The sequence below is a fragment of the Streptomyces sp. NPDC002467 genome (assembly GCF_042889825.1).
Taxonomy (GTDB): domain Bacteria; phylum Actinomycetota; class Actinomycetes; order Streptomycetales; family Streptomycetaceae; genus Streptomyces.
The window spans coordinates 56,946-72,714 of sequence record NZ_JBIARJ010000005.1; the positions used below are offsets into that span (position 1 = coordinate 56,946).

Consider the following 15,769-nt stretch of genomic DNA (forward strand, 5'->3'; position numbering starts at 1 on the left):
CGAGGAGCCAGCGCCATGGCCGAACCGGAAGACCCGATCACTCAGCTCGCCGCTGCTGCGGCTCAACTCCACGAACTGTACGAGGCATACCGAAGCGCGGGCTTCTCTGAACAGCGCGCCTTCGAACTGACCAGGGCGATCCTCATGGCCGGCATGGGCCAGCAATGACCGCATGAGCGGCAACTGGAAGGGCTCGGACCGCAAGGCCCGGCTGCCGTCCGGCTGGTCAAAGATCCGGGCTCAGATCCTGGCACGGGATCCGATCTGCAAGATCTGCAACGTCAGGCCGTCCAGGTTCTGCGACCACATCCTGGCCAAGGTCGACGACCACAGCCAGGCTGGCCTGCAAGGCGTGTGCGGCCCATGCCACGACCAGAAGTCCAGTGCCGAGGGCAACGCCGCCCAGCGTGAGAACCCCCGGCCCGGTCGAACCCGCCCGCCCGAACAGCACCCTGGCCTGAGGTGAGACCGTGGCCCGCTACCTGATCACCCACCCCAAGGGGCAGCAGGGCGAGGACATCCTCGTCGAGGACCCCGACCTCACCCTCACCATCCAAGGCGACTGGGCTGTACTGGCCGACCCGCAAGGGCCATGTCTTGTACTGCCAGCACACGCAGGCGCGACCATCACACGCATCGACGACGAGCCCGAGGAGTGATCCACGTGGCACGCAAGCCCAACCCACGAGGTAACGCCGAGACGCTGCGCAGGTACTGGAGCACAGGCCAGGGCGCAGCCAAGATCCGATGGGGTACGCCAGGAGACTGGACCAGGTGCACGCGGCAGCTCCACCAGTACCTCGGGGCCAGGGCCAAGGGCTACTGCCAGCTCCTCCACATCCGGAACACGGGGGTCGGGACAGGCAGCAGGGCCAACCCTGGTAGGCGGAGCCGGTGAGGCCAGTGGAGTAGACCAGCAAGCGGATGATCTCTGTCGAGGTAGATCGTCAGCGAGGCTTAGTGATCACCTAATGGATCACTCGAAGATCCAATGGAGATCAACTAGGGCTGTTCCAAACGGGGTTGAAATAGGACATAGGAACACCCCTTAACGATCTTCTAAATCACCCTAAATTCGGACATAATTTCATGATCCTTACCCGGGGGTATGCCCCCCTAGGTGATCTTTTCCGGATCGGGGCCGTATAGCACCTGACTTTCCGCCCGGGTTTCCTAGGGCCCCCGGGACGGCCGCTTGACCAGCTCATTTGCCCTGCTGGCCTGCCCTGGAGGCGGGCCTCTCGCACCGAGACCCTGGAGGTCGACATGGGTGCACGTGGACCCATAGGTAAGCGCTCCGAGGAGCGCATGGGGCACCGCTCCAAGGAGGAGAAGGACTCCATCGTGAAGGCTCCGTCCGGTCCGCCGGCCGACCTTCCCGACCTGCCCAAGCCAGACGCCATGTGGCATCCGATCGCCACGGACTGGTACCTGTCCCTGCGCGAGTCGGGACAGGCCGCCTTCTATCAGCCGTCGGATTGGGCAATGGCCCGATACGCAGCGGAGCTCATGTCCCGCGGGCTGCAGTCCGACCGCCCGCCGAACGGCCAGTACGTGGCCGCCCTCAACTCCGTGATGTCGTCACTATTGACGACCGAGGGAGACCGGCGCCGTGCCAGGATCGAGCTGGAGCGCAGGAAGACGGTTGCCGCAGTGCCGGCCAGCGTGACGGCCATCGCCGACTACCGATCCTCGATCGGTGGTTGACGAGAACGTCCCCGAGGTCGTCGAGCCCTTCACGATCGGCCCCACCTGGAAGCGTGGCCCTGACGGCAAGTTCCTGCTCCCCGAGTACACACTTGGCTGGCAGGCCCTGGCTTGGACGGCCACCTACCTGCAGCACTACGTCGGTGCCCCGTGGCGGTACACCGCCGAGCAGGCCCGGCTGACCCTGTGGTGGTACGCGATGGACCCGGCGACGAACCGGTTCCTGTGGCGGGACGGCGTGATCCAACGGCTGAAGGGCTGGGGTAAGGACCCGCTGATCGCAACGTGGTCGGCGTTCGAGTTCGTCGGCCCGTGCAGGTTCGGGCAGGTCGCCGACGAGGGCAACGAATGGGGTGTTCCACCGGGGCAACCGCTCGGACGTCAACACCCCGCGGCGTGGGTGCAGATCGCCGCGGTGTCGCAGGACCAGACGCGCAACACCATGACGCTCTTCCCGTCGATCCTGACGAAGCGGGCGATCGAGGAGTACCGCATCGACCTCGGCAAGGAGATCATCTACGCCGACAAGGGACGGGCCCGCATTGAGGCGGTCACCTCCTCGCCGCGGGCATTGGAGGGCGGGCGGCCAACCGCGGTCAACCTGGGAGAGACCCACCACTGGCTGGAGTCCAACCAGGGCCACGAGATGGCGGCCGTGATCGAACGCAACGCCACCAAGTCGGCGGACGGGCAGTCCCGGACGCTCGCGAACACCAACGCCTACGAACCCGGCGAGGACTCGGTGGCCGAACGGACCCGCGAGGCTTTCGAGTCCGCCGAAGCGGGCCGGGCTGCCGACGTCGGCCTTTTCTACGACAGCCTCGAGGCGCCGGCCGAGGCGAAGCTGTCCGAGGAGTGGATCGAGCCCACTCTCCGAGCGGTCCGTGGGGATTCGACCTGGCTGGACATCGAGCGGCTGAAGGCGTCGATCCTTGACGTCCGCAACCCGCCGTCCCGCAGTCGCCGGTTCTGGTTCAACCAGATCACGGCCTCCGAGGACGCCTACCTGGCGCCCTACGAGTGGAACGCCTGCCCCCACGAGGGCATTGAGCTGCAGGCCGGAGACGAGATCGTCATGTTCTTCGACGGTTCCAAGTCGGACGACGCGACCGGCCTCGTCGCTTGCCGCCTGTCCGACGGCCACCTGCACACCCTGGGCGTCTGGCAGCGGCCAGCGAACTGGCCGGACGGGGTTCCGTGGCGGGTGCCGCGCGAGGAGGTCGATGGCGTTGTGGACCTGACCTTTGCGACCTACAAGCCGCTCGCGTTCTTCGCCGACCCGGGCTCGGGCTTCGATGAGGCGGACGGCGAGAGGTACTGGGACGGTTTCATCGACGCCTGGGCCCAGCGGTACGGGAAGCGGCTCAAGCTGAAGGCGGTCGCCTCCGGGCACGGCCAGCACGCCGTCATGTGGGACATGCGCGACCGGCGGCGCCAGCAGACCTTCACGGAGGCCGTGGACCGCTTCTACCGCGACGTCCTGGAGCGTCAGCTGACCCATGACGGGCACAAGGTGCTGCGCCAGCACATCGCGAACGCACGTCGCAGGACGAACGCCTGGGGCTACACGGTCGGCAAGGAGCATCGGGAGTCGGCGCGCAAGGTCGACCTCGCGGTGTGCGCGATCGGCGCGCGGATGCTCCGCCGGATGGTCATGAACTCGGCTGCTTGGACGAAGCGCTCGACGGCGCGCGGTAAGGGACGGGTGGTGGTGCTGCGGTGACGACCCCCGACCTTCCACTGCTGGCCCTGTCGGAGGACGAGAAGGGCATCCTGAACCTTCTGCGAGCCGATCTGGGAGCCCAGAGGTACCAGCTCGACTTGCTGGACGCCTACTTCAATGGGGAGCAGGTCATCCGGGACCTCGGGATTTCGATCCCGCCGCAGCTGAAGAACCTGCACACGGTGATCGGCTGGCCGAGGATCGGAGTGGAGGCCCTTGAGCAGCGCCTGGACCTGGAGGCGTTCCGCTGGGCGGACGGCTCAGATGCTTTTGACCTGGCGGAGATCGCCGAGGCTAACGACATCTTCGACGAGGCGTCCCTCGCCCACCTTGACGCCCTGACCTACGGACGCGAGTACGTGACGGTCGGCTCCGGTGATGACGAGGATCTGCCTCCGATCATCAGCTTCGAGTCCCCGCTCGACATGACCCTGCACTGGGACGCGCGTGTCAGGATCCCGCTGTACGCGCTGCGCGAGTGCCAAGGATCGCCCGAGTACGGACTCGCCCCCGACGACCGGCTGGTCACGCTCTACCTCCCGGATCAGACCGTCTACGCGGTTCAGGGAAATGGCGACTGGGAGGTTCTCGACCGGGACATCCACAACCTCGGCATGGTGCCGGTGCTGCGGATGGCGAACCGACAGCGGACCGCGGACCGGGTGGGCAAGTCTGAGATCACCCCCGAGGTCATGTCCATCACCGACGCGGCTTGCCGGCGTCTGATGGGCATCGAGGTCGCCGCGGAGTTCTTCGGGGCGCCCCAGCGCTACATCCTCGGTGCGTCGGAGTCCGCGTTCCAGGACGCAGAAGGCAACGCGAAGAGCGCCTGGGAGACGTACATCGGCCGCGTGCTGGCCTTGGAGCGGGACGAGGACGGCAACGTGCCGACGGTCGGCGCGTTCACGGCCCACGATCCATCCGGACAGACGAAGATCATCGACCTGTACGCGCGGATCATGGCGACCCAGCTCGGGCTGCCGCCGCACATGCTCGGCTACACCAGTGACAACCCGGCAAGCGCGGACGCGATCCGCTCAAGCGAGGCCATGCTGGTCAAGAAGGCCGAGCGGCGGATCCGGCGCTTCTCCGCGACGTACCGGGACATGATGCGGCTGGCGCTGTGGTTCCGTGACGGAGAGCCGCCGGAGAAGTCCCGGCGCATCGAGACGGTCTGGCGCAATCCGGCAACGCCCACCCTCGCCGCCCAGACTGATGCCGCGGTGAAGATGGTCCAGGCGGGCATCCTGCCGCCCGACTCCGACGTCGCCCTCGAGATGGCCGGCCTGTCCGAGGACCAGCGACGCCGGGTAACGGTGGAGCGGCGTCGGGCCGCCGGTAGTGCCGCGGTGAGCGAGCTGCTCAACCGGCTGACGCAACTGGGCAACGAAACTCCGGTACCGACCGCCTCGGAGGTGTCCGGTGGCGACAGCGGTCTCGGATGACGCCGACGGGGTACGCCGGCTGAGGGCCGCGCAGGTCGGGGTGACCCGATTGCTGGTTCGGGACATGCGTGGACTGCGGCGGCTGATCATCCCGTCCCGGCTGGACCAGTCGGTTCCCGACTGGATGGCCGCAGTGCGCATCCTTGTCGGCCAGTACGGCGCGGCGTCGGCGAGCCTGGCCGCGGACTACTACGACGCAGAACGGGTCGCGGCCCGCGTGACCGGAAGGTTCACCGTTCCGCTCCTGGACCCCCCGCCGGATGCGCAGGTCGACTCCAGTCTGCGCTGGGCGACCAAAGACGTCTGGGAACGTGATCCCGAGGATCCGGCTACGACCCCGGCCCAGAGGGAACCGCTCGAAGTGCGGCTCGACCAAGCGGAGAAGAAGGCCGAGGCGGTCGCGCAGAAGCTGGTGACCGACCAGGGTCGCGGCACCGTGCAGGAGGCGGTCCGCCAGGACCGGCAGGCCACCGCCTGGGCTCGTTCGGCGGCTCTGGGCGCCTGCGCGTTCTGCAAGCTGCTCGCATCCCGCGGGGCTGTCTACAAGCAGGACACCGCCGGCTTCCGGTCCCACGACGGCTGTCATTGCGGCGTGGTTCCGGTGTTCAAGGGGCAGCGGTTCGAGCTGTCCGACCACGCGCGCGAGTGGGAGCGGATCTACCGCGACTACGCCGCGCCATATCCAGGTGATCAGCTGCGCCGGTTCCGGCGCGCTCTCGCCGACAACGGGCACCTGCCCGTCCTGTAATCCCTGGCTGCCCTGGAGGTGGCCTTTCTCAGCCCCTGGAGGGCCGTTTCACCATGCCTGAAGAGACCCAGACCGAGCAGGTCGAAGAGCAGCAGCAGGAGACCGAAGCCGCCCCGGAGGCGGACACCTCCGAAGAGGAGCCCTTCGACCGTAAGCGGGCCGAGGCCGCGCTGCGGAAGAAGAACTCCGAGGCGGAGAACCTGCGTAAGCGGCTGCGCGAGCTGGAGCCCCTCGCCGCGAAGGCGAAAGAGCTCGAGGACGCGCAGAAGACGGAGGCTGAACGGCTCGGCGAGCAGCTCACCGCACAGCGCGAGCGCGCTGAGAAGGCGGTGCGCGCTGCGGTGGCCTCGAAGGTGGAGGCGCTGGCAGCCAAGCAGTTCGCGGATCCCGAGGACGCGGTCGGGGCGCTTGACCTCACCGCCTACGTGGATGCGGACGGCGTCATCGACACCGACCAGATCCGGGCCGACCTCAGCGAGCTGCTGAAGCGCAAGCCGCACTGGGCCCTGCCCGACGACAGCGGCCCCCGCCGTCCCGCTCCCGACCGTACCCAGGGCTCCTCAGGCAACGGCGCACGTACCCCCACCAGCCCCGGCGACGAGTTCGCCGGGTTCATGCAAAGGGCCCTCAAGGGCCGCTGAGAGAGGTAGCCCAAGATGGCACACACCAATCCGATCAAGCTGTCGGACGTCGACAGCACCTTCCTGCCGAAGACCCTCGTCGGACCGATCTTCGCGAAGTCCGTCGAACAGTCCGCGGTCATGTCGCTGGCCAAGCGCGTCCCGCTCGCCATGACGGCCAACACCGCGGTTCCGGTGCCGCTGGACGTGCCCACGGCCGACTGGGTCGAGCAGGCCGGCCGCAAGCCGCTGTCGTCCGGCGGAGTCAGCATCAAGCAGATGACCGGCAAGAAGATCGCCGTCCTCATCCCCGTCGCGATGGAGGTCGCGGACAGCAACGCGGCCGGCCTGTGGACCCAGCTCCAGCAGGACCTGCCGACCGCGTTCGCCCGCGCCTTCGACCGCGCGACCGTCCACGGCAAGACCATGAAGGGCGCCACCGGCCCCTTCGCCGACTACCTGGCCGCGACCACCAAGTCGGTCACCATCGGCACGGCCTCCCAGGCCACGGGCGGTATCTACAAGGACATCGTCAACGGCATGAAGGAGGTCATCGACGACGACTGGGACTACACCGGCTCGGTCCTGGACCACCGGATGAAGCCGTCCCTGCTCGGCGCGACCGACACCACCGGCCGCCCCATCTTCGTCGACACCACCGTCCCCGGGACCGGCGCCGCGCTCGCGGGCACCCTCGTCGGCGAACCCGTCGCCTACTCCCGGGCCGTCTCCGGCAAGCTGCGCCGCCAGTCGAGCACCGTCGACACCGGCCTGCGAGGCATCGGCGGCGACTGGTCCCAGGCCGCATACGGCGTCGGCATGGACATCACCGTCAAGATCAGCCGCGAGGCGACGTACATCGACGAGGACGGCGGCGTCCACTCCGCGTTCCAGGAGAACCTCGTGCTGCTGCTCGCGGAGGCCTACTACGGCTTCGTCCTCGGCGATGTCGAGGCCTTCGTGAAGTACCTGGCCGCGGGCGGCTCGTCCTGATGCCGGGCGTGGAGGGTGGCCGGGCGCCGATGCGGATCGTCGCCCGGCTGCACGGCTACCCGCCGCGCCACAATGCCGGAGCCGAGTGGATGGCCCATTCCATGCTGCGGGCCCTCGTCGAGCGAGGGCACGACGTATCGGTCTGGCTGTCCCGGTACACCGCGGACAGCGCCGACTACGAGCTGGACGGCGTCAAGGTGGTTCCGCTGCAGTCCCGCCTCGACGCGGGATCAGCGATCCGCCAGTGCGACGTTGTGGTCTCGCACCTGGAGAACGTGCCGAGCGCCGGCGCCCTGGCCCGCGGCTACGGCAAGCCGCTGGCCGTCATCTGCCACAACACCCACCTCCAGTCCTTCCGCGAGATGGCGCAGGGCGCGGAGCTCGCCGTCTACAACTCGCACTGGATGAAGCGCGAAGCGGAGCTCTTCTTCGCTGAGTACCCCAAGGCGGTCCGGCCCGGACGAGACGTCATCGTCCGCCCGCCGGTCTTCGCCGACGAGTACAGGACGAAGCCCGGCAGGAAGGTGACCCTGGTCAACCTGAACGAGGAGAAGGGCGGCCGGCTCTTCGAGAAGCTCGCCCGCCGCATGCCCGACGTCCAGTTCCTCGCGGTCGTCGGCGCCTACGGCGAGCAGATTGTTCCCGACCTGCCGAACGTCGAGGTCATCGACCACATGTGCGGCCACGAGATGAGGGACGCGGTGTACGGCCGGACGAAGATCCTGCTGATGCCGTCGTCCTACGAATCATGGGGGCGCGCCGGAGTCGAAGCCATGGCCTCGGGCATCCCCGTGATAGCCCACCCCACCCCGGGGCTGTGCGAGAGCCTCGGCGAGGCCGGGGTGTTCATCGACCTGCACGACGTGGACGGCTACGAGATGGCCATCCGCAAGCTCCTTACCTCCCGGACCGAGTACGGCCTGGTGTCGAAGAGGTCCAAGGCGCGGTCTGCGGAACTCGAACCGGCGACGGACCTCACCACTTGGTGCGACGCCGTGGAGGCACTGGCCTAAGGGGGCGTGATGACCTTCGTTCCTCCGACGGCCGAACAGCTGGGGCTGTACCTGGGCCTGCCTGAGATCGACGGCGACCGGGCCGACTTGCTGATCGAGCAGGCTGTCGCGCTCGGCCAATCGGTGGTCAAGCCGCTGCCTGACGAGGCCACCGCGGTCGTCCTGTCCGTGGCTGGCCGCGCCTACGTCAACCCTCAGCAGGTGTCCTACGAGACCATCGGCCCGATGTCGGTCCAGCGCCCGACGGGCAGCGGCGGCCTGTACCTGACCAAGGCCGACAAGGCGGCCCTGAAGTCGCTGGCCGGACGTGGCGGCGCGTTCACGGTCGACCCGACGCCGGAGACGGCCGACCCGTCGCCGACGTGGCCTGTCGACGACAGCTACGGGCCGGGGCTGACCTACGAGCCCGGCTGGGGGTGGGTGTAGTGCCCGCCCCGTACCCCTACGGGGAGACCGTGGTCCGCCTTCGCCGCGGTGCCTCACCCGGCCGTGATTCGCGCGGGCAGCCGATCCCGGGGGTGCTGACGGAGACGCCGGTCAAGGGCTGCGTGGTCGCACCCAGGGCGGAGACTCCCCAGGTGGGCGGCGACCAGCAGCAGGCCAGAGACACGGTCATCGTCGGCTATACCATCTACGCCCCGTCCGGATCGGACTGGAAGACCACGGATCAGGTCCGGATACGCGGTGAGGTCTGCGAGATCACCGGCGAGCCCGGCAACTGGGGCCGAAGCCCCTTCACGGGCCTGGCTGGCCTCGTCCAGTTCGCCGCGGACCGAGTCACAGGCTAGGGCGGGCCTGCTCAACGGCCGCGATCAGCTTCACCGCGGCATCGTTACTCTTCCGTGGAATGGACAGGCTGTACGGATCCTCGTAGGGCGGCCGGCCGCCACTGCCCGACCCAGCCGCCTGCTCTGGGGCCGGACCGCTGCCGGGCAGCACGAACTGCACATAGCCGTGAAAGAGGCGGCTGCCAGCCTTGTACCGACTGGCCATGACATCTGTGGCCCGGATCCTGATGGGCGCTGGCTTCGGGCCGATGGGCGTCTTCGTGATGGTGATCCACTCGCCGTCGAAACTGATCTGCCCGAGCACGCCCTTGACGTCCATGCAACCCCCTGAGTGAGGAGGCGAGGCTATGGCCGCCAAGTTCAAAATGTCCACCCGAGGCGTGGGCCAGCTTCTCAACTCGCCGATGATCACTGCGGAGATGCTGCGCCGCGCGGAACTCATCAGGGATGTCGCAGTCGCCACCTCGCCGGTCGGCGAGAACGGCGACCCGCACCCCGGCGAGTACAAGGCTTCGTGGACCGTCAAGGTGGAACGCAAGGCGGTGGGGCGGTCACAGAAGAAGCGGCCCGTCGGCGTCGTCAGAAACACCTCCTACTGGGCCCGCTGGGTTGAGTACGGCACCGAGCACGTCTACGCCCACCACGTGCTACTCCGGGCGGCACAGGCAGGGGGCGGCTGATGGCTGCCGTCGGATCGGTCGACGTCGAACTCCTCCTCATCCAGTGGCTCCAGGCGCAACTCGGCAGCGGAATCGTCGTCCGGGACGAGCTCGACAACAACCTCCTCGACGAACTGCCGACCGTGCAGGTCGAGCGCATACCAGCCGGAGATGACGACGGGTTCCGGCTCGACCGGGCCCTCGTCGACATCGACGTGTACGCCGCGACTCGGGGAAGCGCCATCGCGCTGGCCTTGCAGATCCGCGGCTTGCTCCTCACCCAGCTGCCCGGCTCCACCACTGGTGGCGCCGTTGTGGGGCGCGTCAGAACCGTCTCAGCGCCCGGCCCCCGCCCTTACGAGAACGTCGGGCTGCGCCGCATCGGCGCGACCTACGAGCTGTACAGTCACCCGGCCTCCTGACCGGTTGACGGGACCGCGCCGGCCCCTGTCCCGACCCCGTCCGCAGGCGGGGTCTTCGCATGTAGGAGACCCTTCATGGTCAACATCACCCGCGCCGCGGACCTCACTCAGATCGGCGCCAACGGCGGCGGCTGGGTCGCGGACGTCGGCACTGCCGCTCCTGCAACCCCGCTGACCCAGCCCGCCGCGGCGTGGAAGCCTCTGGGCTGCATCTCCGACGACGGCCTCGTGCAGGGATTCGACGAGGACAGCCAGGAGTTCACTCCGTGGGGTCTGACCTCCCCGATCCGTACCCAGATCACCAAGTCGCTGAGGACGTTCAAGCTCACGGCGTGGGAGACCAGCCGGACCACCGTCCAGTCGCTGCAGTACCGGATCCCGATCGCCAACCTCACGCCCGTCGGCAGCCTGACCTCGTTCGCGGAGACCGCATCACCTACTCCGGACCGGCGTGCATTCTGGTTCGCGATCTTCGACGGTGACACGGCCCGCGGCTTCTACGTCCCCCAGGGCGAGATCAGCGACCGCAGCGACGTCACCCACAAGCAGGACCAGATGGCCGGCTTCGAGTGGACCATCACCGCCTACCCCGACGCCGCCGGGAACACGGTCTACCACGCCGACATCGTTCCCGTCACGCCCGCCTACACCGGGTCCTGACCCCCTAGCGGCGGACAGGCCGATACCTGGCGCGGTCCCGGCCTGTCCGCTTCATGAACCCCCGACCGCGCCCCCTGTGAAAGGACCGCGCCATGACCGAAACCGACCCCGAAGTCACCCCCGCCGAGGCCCAGGAGATCGAGGCCTCCGGCCACTACGTCACCGCCGAGCTGTGCGGCAAGACGCTGGAGGTCGTGCCCTCCGGTGCATGGAAGCAGAGCACCATGCGCATGCTCCGCAGCGGAGATATCGACGCGTTCATGGACCGGATCCTCAGCCCGGACTCCTACGACCTCTACCTCGACCTCGACCCGTCCAATGACGAGGTCGGCGAGTTCGTCAACGACGCCGGTGAGGCCGCCGGTGAGCCGGTGGGAAAGTCCAGTGGACCCAATCGGTCGCAGAGGCGCACGCAGAAGCGCTAGAAGCCGACCTTGCCCACTACTACCCCCGCGACGGCGACCAGCTCGCGGCCTACCACCGCGGGGAACTGACCTCGAGGCGGCTGCGCGTCCTCATCCAAGGGCTTCCACCGGAGTCCGCCACCATGACGGCGCTCCGTGCAGCCCTGCCTGACGAGGAGCTCGCCAAGCAGGCGGATTCCGGGGAGCCGGAGAAGGCGCGCTGGTCCCAGGTCGAGCTGCTCCTGGCCTCGGCGATCGATGCCCTGCGCCGCGTCGAGTACGTGCTGATCTGCGCGAACACCGACAGCAAGAGCAAGAGGCCGCCTCCGCCTGAACCGATCGCCCGGCCCGGGGTCATGACCCGGCGCCCCAAGCCGGTTCTCACCGAGGCCGGTGCCGGCCGACTGTTTGAACTGATCAACGGAGGCGCGGCCTGACGCGCGGGAGGAGGCTCCTGTGGCGATCAGCGTGGGCTCGGTCGAAGTCGACGTCATCCCCAACACCCAGGGAATCTACGCACGCCTGCACTCAGGTCTCGTACCTGCCGCGGAGCAGGTCGGCGACGACATGGGGCGGATCATCGGCCGTCGGCTGGAGACCCGCATCGCCCCGGCGATCCGCGACGCGATCGAGGGAGGGGCCCGCGCCGCCCGGCCGTCGGCAACCAGGCAGGGCGATGAGACCGGCGGCGCATTCTCCCGCAGCCTCAAGACCAGGCTGGAAGCTGCCTTTCGGAGCCTTCCGAAGATCCGTATCGACGCGGACACCTCGGAAGCCGACTCGGATCTGCAGGCCCTCCGCGTCCGCATGGAAACCCTCGCCAACAAGCGGATCGGCATCGACATCGACGCCGGAGCAGCCCGCGCTGAAGTCCGACTGATCGAAGCCGAACTACGGCGACTGGGCGCCGAACACCCGAACGTCCAGGTGCGCGCCGACACCGCAGCGGCGCGCGCCCAGCTTGCTCTCGTCCACGCCGAGATCGACGCGGTCGACGGCAAGCGGGCACGCATCGATGTCGACACGGCCGGCGCGCTCTCGGCCGTTCTCCAGCTGACCGTGGCCATCGGCGGACTCGCAGTACTGCCGGCCATTCCGGTTCTCGCCGCCGGTATCGGGGCAATCGGGTCGGCCGCCGTGGCCGCATCCGTCGGAGTCGGCGCCCTGGCGGCGGTCGCCGCCCCGGCCTTCGTCAACATCGCGGGCGCCCTGCAAGCGCAGAAGGCGGCCCAGGACGCCTCGACCGCAGCCTCGGCCCGCGGCGCACAGGCAGGAGCGCAGGCGGCATCCCGCGCCCTGCAGATGGCAGGCGCACAGCAGTCCCTCGCCTCGGCCCAGCGCAATGCCGCCGCGCAGATCGCTTCGGCGCATGACCAGGTTCGGCAGGCCGCACGCGGTGTCGGCGACGCCGAACGGCAGCTCGCCGACGCCCAGAAGGCCTCGGCCAGAGCTCAGGAAGACCTGACCCAGGCGAGGAAAGAGGCCGCGCAGCAGCTCGAAGACCTCTCCACTCGGTACGCGGACGCCCAGCTCTCGGTCAAGGATGCGGAACTGTCCCTGGCCGAGGCGCAGCAGCGCCGCAGCCAAGCGGAGGGGGATCCGAAGGCGACCGCCCTGGAGAAGGAGCGCGCCGCCCTCGCGGTCGCGCAGGCCACCCAGCGTCTCAAGCAGCAGACCATCGAGACAAAACGCCTGGCTGAAGAGCAGGCGCAGGCCGGCAAGACCGGCATCGAGGGAACGCAGGTCGTCAAGCAGGCGCAGGACCGCTTGGCCCAGTCTCAGCAGACGGTCGCCGACAGGACCCGCGGCGTCGCGGATGCCCAGGCAGCCGTCGCCAAGGCCCAGGAGAACGTCGCCCGCGTCTCGGCGCAGGCGGCCGACTCGATCGCATCCGCTCAGCGCCAGATTGCCTCTGCGTCCGCCACGGCGGCCGGAGGCGTGGATCAGGCTGCCCTCGCGCAGGCCAACTATCAGGCGGCCCTGGACAAGCTGACCCCCAGCGCTCGCGGAACCTTCGACGCATTCCAGTCCCTGCGTACCGCGTTCAAGGGCTGGTCGGAGTCGTTGCAGCCTGCCGTGATGCCGCTGTTCACCCGCGCTCTCGAGGGAGTCAAGAACAGCCTGCCCGGCCTGACGCCGTTCGTCCTGAACGCGGCCAAGGCCATCGGAGAACTCCAGGACCGGGTGTCCGCCGGGTTCAAGTCCCCCTGGTGGCAGTCCTTCCGGACCGACCTGGCCAAGTCTGTGGGGCCGGCCACGATCGGGATGGGCGTCGCCCTCGGCAACGTCTTCAAGACCATCGCGGGCATCGTGGACGCGTTCCTGCCCCACATGGACTCCATCTCGGGGCGGATGCAGGAGATCACGGGCCGCTGGGCCAAGTGGGCCACGGGCCTCAAGGGGTCGGACAAGTTCGAGCGGTTCCTGTCCTACTCCTCGTCCCAGGCGCCGATCCTGGCGCGGGCGCTGGGTGACATCGGCTCCGCGTTCTTCGAGGTCGCGCGGGCGGCCTCCCCGCTGTCCGGGCCGGTGCTGCAGGCCCTTGGGGCTGTCTTCAGTGCGATCGGCTCCATCGCCGAGACGATGCCGTGGCTGATCCAGCTGATGTATGCGGCTTGGGTGGCCACGAAGCTGTGGACGCTGGCGGTGATCGCGTTCAACCTCGTGATGAACGCGAACCCGATCACTCTGATCATCTTCGCCATCGTTGCGCTGGTCGCGGCCGTCGTCTACGCCTACGAGCATTGGGGATGGTTCAGGGATACCGTGAATGCCGCCTGGGAAGCCATCCAGGCCGGCGCCAAGTACGTGTGGTCCATCCTGCAGCCCATCCTCGCCGCGATCTGGACCGGGCTTCAGTTCCTCGGGTCTGTGGCGATGTGGCTGTGGGAAAGCGCGATCCGGCCCGCCTTCGAAGGGATCTGGCAGGCAGGGCGCATCCTTCTCACCGTTCTACTCACGCTGGTCTTCGCGCCGCTGTACCTGGCGTTCAAGGCCTTGGCCGCGATTGCGATGTGGCTGTGGGAGAACGTCTTCGCTCCTGCCTTCCGGGGCATCGGCGATGCTGCCGTATGGCTGTGGAGGGAGGCGATCGGCCCCACCTTCAGGTTGATCGCCGCCGGCGCGGAATGGTTGTGGGATAACGCCCTCAAGCCGGCCTTCGACGCCATCGTCGCAGGTGGTCGCATGGTTGGTGATGCGGCGATGTGGCTGTGGCGCAATGCGATCAAACCCGCTTGGGACGGCATCGGCACCGCGGTTCAGTGGGTTTGGCAGAACTGGATCAAGCCCACATTCGACAGCCTCTCGCGGGGCGTCGACACAGTCCGCTCGAGCTTTGACACGGCCGTCAGCGGCATCGGTCGGATCTGGGACGGCCTGAGGGACATCACCCGCCGGCCCGTCCAATTCGTCATCGATACCGTCTACAACAACGGAATCCGCAAGGTGTGGAACGCCATCGCGGACTTCACCGGTGCGGGCAAACTCGACGTGGTCACCTTCGCCACAGGCGGCTCCGTCTTCGGCGCCGGTACCGCCACCTCGGACTCCATCCCCGCGCTGCTTTCCAACGGCGAGCACGTATGGACGGCGGCCGAGGTTCAGGGCGCCGGAGGCCATGCGGCGGTGGAGGCGCTGCGGGCCCAGGCCGCGCGCGGTGGGTCCGCGTTCGCCAAGGGCGGCGCCGTCGGCATCCCTCGGTTCGCCGACGGGGGAGTCGTTGACTGGCTGTCGGGCAAGGCCCGGCAGATCGGCGGCGCCCTCATGGACGGCATCGAGTTCATGACCAGCCCGAGCAAGGCCTGGGACGTCGCGACGAAATTCATCCGTGACCAGATCGGATCCAACCTGACCGGCTCGCAATGGGCACAGGCGTTGAGTCAGTTCCCGATCACGATGCTGAAGAAGCTGAAGGAAAAGGTCATTGCCGCCGCTGAAGGCCTCATCGGTGGCGGGTCGGCGTCTGGGTCAGTAGCCGCGGCAATGGCCTTCGCCCGGTCGCAGGCAGGCCTGCCCTACCAGTGGGGCGGCGCCGGTGACCCCTCATGGGACTGCAGCGGCTTCATGTCCGGGATCCAGAAGGTCATCCTGGGCCAGTCCCCGAAGGGCCGACTGTGGTCGACGTTCTCCTTCCAGGGAGACACGGCCCCGGCCGGATGGAAACGGAACCTTCGCAGCCCATTCATGATCGGCATCACGAACAACGGTGTCGGGCACACTGCTGGCACCCTCGCCGGAATGAACGTCGAGTCCCGCGGCGGCGAAGGCGTCATCACCGGAAGCCGCGCGCGCGGCTACAACAACAGCCTCTTCCAGGACCGATACGGCTTCGCGCCGGCCCTCGGGACTTTCGACTCGGGGGGTTACCTGCAGCCCGGCATGAACCTTGCCTACAACGGGACGGGCCGGCCGGAGCCCGTCCTGACGACCGGCCAGCTGGACCGGCTGACCGCCGCTGCCAGCAGTGGAAGGTCGGCACCCGATCAGCGCTCCTACAACTGGACGCTCGTCGGTTCGCAGCTGACGGCCGAGCAGCAGATGGCAGAGATGCAGCGGCGAATGAGCTTCACCACGTAGGAGGTGCCT

Annotated in this window: 19 protein-coding genes; 18 read left to right on the forward strand and 1 reads right to left on the reverse strand. The window is 68.2% G+C overall.

From position 1 onward, the window contains the following. The first annotated feature begins 15 nt into the window (after nucleotides 1-15). The 12 genes from ACFYYJ_RS12710 to ACFYYJ_RS12765 all read left to right on the forward strand — a co-directional run bounded on the left by ACFYYJ_RS12710 (nucleotide 16) and on the right by ACFYYJ_RS12765 (nucleotide 9,037). Nucleotides 16-168, forward strand: a complete 153-nt coding sequence (locus ACFYYJ_RS12710) for a hypothetical protein (protein ID WP_389131593.1) — start codon at nucleotides 16-18, stop codon at nucleotides 166-168. A 4-nt stretch (nucleotides 169-172) separates the two neighbouring features. Then, nucleotides 173-466 (forward strand): HNH endonuclease, encoded by a 294-nt coding sequence (locus ACFYYJ_RS12715; protein WP_389131595.1) that lies wholly within the window; start codon nucleotides 173-175, stop codon nucleotides 464-466. A 4-nt stretch (nucleotides 467-470) separates the two neighbouring features. Beyond that, a complete protein-coding gene (locus ACFYYJ_RS12720; protein WP_389131598.1) occupies nucleotides 471-659 on the forward strand; it encodes a hypothetical protein in 189 nt (62 codons plus the stop codon). A 607-nt stretch (nucleotides 660-1,266) separates the two neighbouring features. Next, nucleotides 1,267-1,707 carry a hypothetical protein gene (locus ACFYYJ_RS12725; RefSeq protein WP_389131601.1) on the forward strand — a complete coding sequence of 147 codons (441 nt, stop codon included), beginning with the start codon at nucleotides 1,267-1,269 and terminating at the stop codon, nucleotides 1,705-1,707. After that, nucleotides 1,700-3,430, forward strand: a complete 1,731-nt coding sequence (locus ACFYYJ_RS12730; RefSeq protein WP_389131604.1) for a terminase — start codon at nucleotides 1,700-1,702, stop codon at nucleotides 3,428-3,430. The genes ACFYYJ_RS12725 and ACFYYJ_RS12730 overlap by 8 nt, the downstream gene beginning before the upstream one ends. Beyond that, nucleotides 3,427-4,875 (forward strand): phage portal protein, encoded by a 1,449-nt coding sequence (locus tag ACFYYJ_RS12735; protein ID WP_389131607.1) that lies wholly within the window; start codon nucleotides 3,427-3,429, stop codon nucleotides 4,873-4,875. The genes ACFYYJ_RS12730 and ACFYYJ_RS12735 overlap by 4 nt, the downstream gene beginning before the upstream one ends. A gap of 64 nt (nucleotides 4,876-4,939) precedes the next feature. Beyond that, nucleotides 4,940-5,623 (forward strand): hypothetical protein, encoded by a 684-nt coding sequence (locus ACFYYJ_RS12740; RefSeq protein ID WP_389131610.1) that lies wholly within the window; start codon nucleotides 4,940-4,942, stop codon nucleotides 5,621-5,623. Between the two features lie 53 nt (nucleotides 5,624-5,676). Then, the gene (locus tag ACFYYJ_RS12745) at nucleotides 5,677-6,264 is read left to right on the forward strand and encodes a hypothetical protein (RefSeq protein ID WP_389131612.1); all 588 of its coding nucleotides are present in this window, start codon (nucleotides 5,677-5,679) and stop codon (nucleotides 6,262-6,264) included. A gap of 15 nt (nucleotides 6,265-6,279) precedes the next feature. Continuing rightward, nucleotides 6,280-7,236: a phage major capsid protein gene (locus tag ACFYYJ_RS12750; protein ID WP_384581294.1), complete on the forward strand. Its 957-nt coding sequence runs from the start codon at nucleotides 6,280-6,282 to the stop codon at nucleotides 7,234-7,236. A 29-nt stretch (nucleotides 7,237-7,265) separates the two neighbouring features. Then, a complete protein-coding gene (locus ACFYYJ_RS12755) occupies nucleotides 7,266-8,249 on the forward strand; it encodes a glycosyltransferase family 4 protein (RefSeq protein WP_389131615.1) in 984 nt (327 codons plus the stop codon). A gap of 9 nt (nucleotides 8,250-8,258) precedes the next feature. Then, nucleotides 8,259-8,675: a hypothetical protein gene (locus tag ACFYYJ_RS12760; RefSeq protein ID WP_389131618.1), complete on the forward strand. Its 417-nt coding sequence runs from the start codon at nucleotides 8,259-8,261 to the stop codon at nucleotides 8,673-8,675. A 92-nt stretch (nucleotides 8,676-8,767) separates the two neighbouring features. Continuing rightward, nucleotides 8,768-9,037 (forward strand): hypothetical protein, encoded by a 270-nt coding sequence (locus ACFYYJ_RS12765; RefSeq protein ID WP_389131621.1) that lies wholly within the window; start codon nucleotides 8,768-8,770, stop codon nucleotides 9,035-9,037. Here the strand turns inward: ACFYYJ_RS12765 and ACFYYJ_RS12770 are convergent. Continuing rightward, entirely contained in the window at nucleotides 9,027-9,356 is a 330-nt protein-coding gene (locus ACFYYJ_RS12770) for a DUF4429 domain-containing protein (protein ID WP_389131624.1), read from the reverse strand. The genes ACFYYJ_RS12765 and ACFYYJ_RS12770 overlap by 11 nt on opposite strands. A 28-nt stretch (nucleotides 9,357-9,384) precedes the next feature. Between ACFYYJ_RS12770 and ACFYYJ_RS12775 the strand changes: the two genes are divergently transcribed. The 6 genes from ACFYYJ_RS12775 (at nucleotide 9,385) to ACFYYJ_RS12800 (ending at nucleotide 15,760) form a co-directional block, all read left to right on the forward strand. After that, nucleotides 9,385-9,717, forward strand: coding sequence for an HK97 gp10 family phage protein (locus ACFYYJ_RS12775; RefSeq protein WP_389131627.1), 333 nt, complete (start codon nucleotides 9,385-9,387; stop codon nucleotides 9,715-9,717). Next, nucleotides 9,717-10,118, forward strand: a complete 402-nt coding sequence (locus ACFYYJ_RS12780) for a hypothetical protein (RefSeq protein ID WP_389131630.1) — start codon at nucleotides 9,717-9,719, stop codon at nucleotides 10,116-10,118. The genes ACFYYJ_RS12775 and ACFYYJ_RS12780 overlap by 1 nt, the downstream gene beginning before the upstream one ends. Before the next feature lie 75 nt (nucleotides 10,119-10,193). Further along, nucleotides 10,194-10,778 carry a phage tail protein gene (locus tag ACFYYJ_RS12785; protein ID WP_384581283.1) on the forward strand — a complete coding sequence of 195 codons (585 nt, stop codon included), beginning with the start codon at nucleotides 10,194-10,196 and terminating at the stop codon, nucleotides 10,776-10,778. Between the two features lie 92 nt (nucleotides 10,779-10,870). Further along, nucleotides 10,871-11,203 carry a hypothetical protein gene (locus ACFYYJ_RS12790; protein WP_389131632.1) on the forward strand — a complete coding sequence of 111 codons (333 nt, stop codon included), beginning with the start codon at nucleotides 10,871-10,873 and terminating at the stop codon, nucleotides 11,201-11,203. Between the two features lie 122 nt (nucleotides 11,204-11,325). Further along, nucleotides 11,326-11,619, forward strand: a complete 294-nt coding sequence (locus ACFYYJ_RS12795) for a hypothetical protein (RefSeq protein ID WP_389131635.1) — start codon at nucleotides 11,326-11,328, stop codon at nucleotides 11,617-11,619. Nucleotides 11,620-11,638: 19 nt separating this feature from the next. Next, nucleotides 11,639-15,760, forward strand: a complete 4,122-nt coding sequence (locus tag ACFYYJ_RS12800; protein WP_389131637.1) for a hypothetical protein — start codon at nucleotides 11,639-11,641, stop codon at nucleotides 15,758-15,760. Nucleotides 15,761-15,769 lie beyond the last annotated feature (9 nt).

What these genes read in the sequence shown, in the direction of transcription:
- ACFYYJ_RS12710 (WP_389131593.1), top strand. Translation starts at nt 16, where the DNA reads ATGGCCGAACCGGAAGACCCGATCACTCAGCTCGCCGCTGCTGCGGCT.
- ACFYYJ_RS12715 (WP_389131595.1), top strand. Translation starts at nt 173, where the DNA reads ATGAGCGGCAACTGGAAGGGCTCGGACCGCAAGGCCCGGCTGCCGTCC.
- ACFYYJ_RS12725 (WP_389131601.1), top strand. Translation starts at nt 1,267, where the DNA reads ATGGGTGCACGTGGACCCATAGGTAAGCGCTCCGAGGAGCGCATGGGG.
- ACFYYJ_RS12740 (WP_389131610.1), top strand. Translation starts at nt 4,940, where the DNA reads ATGCGTGGACTGCGGCGGCTGATCATCCCGTCCCGGCTGGACCAGTCG.
- ACFYYJ_RS12745 (WP_389131612.1), top strand. Translation starts at nt 5,677, where the DNA reads ATGCCTGAAGAGACCCAGACCGAGCAGGTCGAAGAGCAGCAGCAGGAG.
- ACFYYJ_RS12750 (WP_384581294.1), top strand. Translation starts at nt 6,280, where the DNA reads ATGGCACACACCAATCCGATCAAGCTGTCGGACGTCGACAGCACCTTC.
- ACFYYJ_RS12755 (WP_389131615.1), top strand. Translation starts at nt 7,266, where the DNA reads ATGCGGATCGTCGCCCGGCTGCACGGCTACCCGCCGCGCCACAATGCC.
- ACFYYJ_RS12760 (WP_389131618.1), top strand. Translation starts at nt 8,259, where the DNA reads ATGACCTTCGTTCCTCCGACGGCCGAACAGCTGGGGCTGTACCTGGGC.
- ACFYYJ_RS12770 (WP_389131624.1), bottom strand. Translation starts at nt 9,356, where the DNA reads ATGGACGTCAAGGGCGTGCTCGGGCAGATCAGTTTCGACGGCGAGTGG.
- ACFYYJ_RS12775 (WP_389131627.1), top strand. Translation starts at nt 9,385, where the DNA reads ATGGCCGCCAAGTTCAAAATGTCCACCCGAGGCGTGGGCCAGCTTCTC.
- ACFYYJ_RS12780 (WP_389131630.1), top strand. Translation starts at nt 9,717, where the DNA reads ATGGCTGCCGTCGGATCGGTCGACGTCGAACTCCTCCTCATCCAGTGG.
- ACFYYJ_RS12785 (WP_384581283.1), top strand. Translation starts at nt 10,194, where the DNA reads ATGGTCAACATCACCCGCGCCGCGGACCTCACTCAGATCGGCGCCAAC.
- ACFYYJ_RS12790 (WP_389131632.1), top strand. Translation starts at nt 10,871, where the DNA reads ATGACCGAAACCGACCCCGAAGTCACCCCCGCCGAGGCCCAGGAGATC.
- ACFYYJ_RS12795 (WP_389131635.1), top strand. Translation starts at nt 11,326, where the DNA reads ATGACGGCGCTCCGTGCAGCCCTGCCTGACGAGGAGCTCGCCAAGCAG.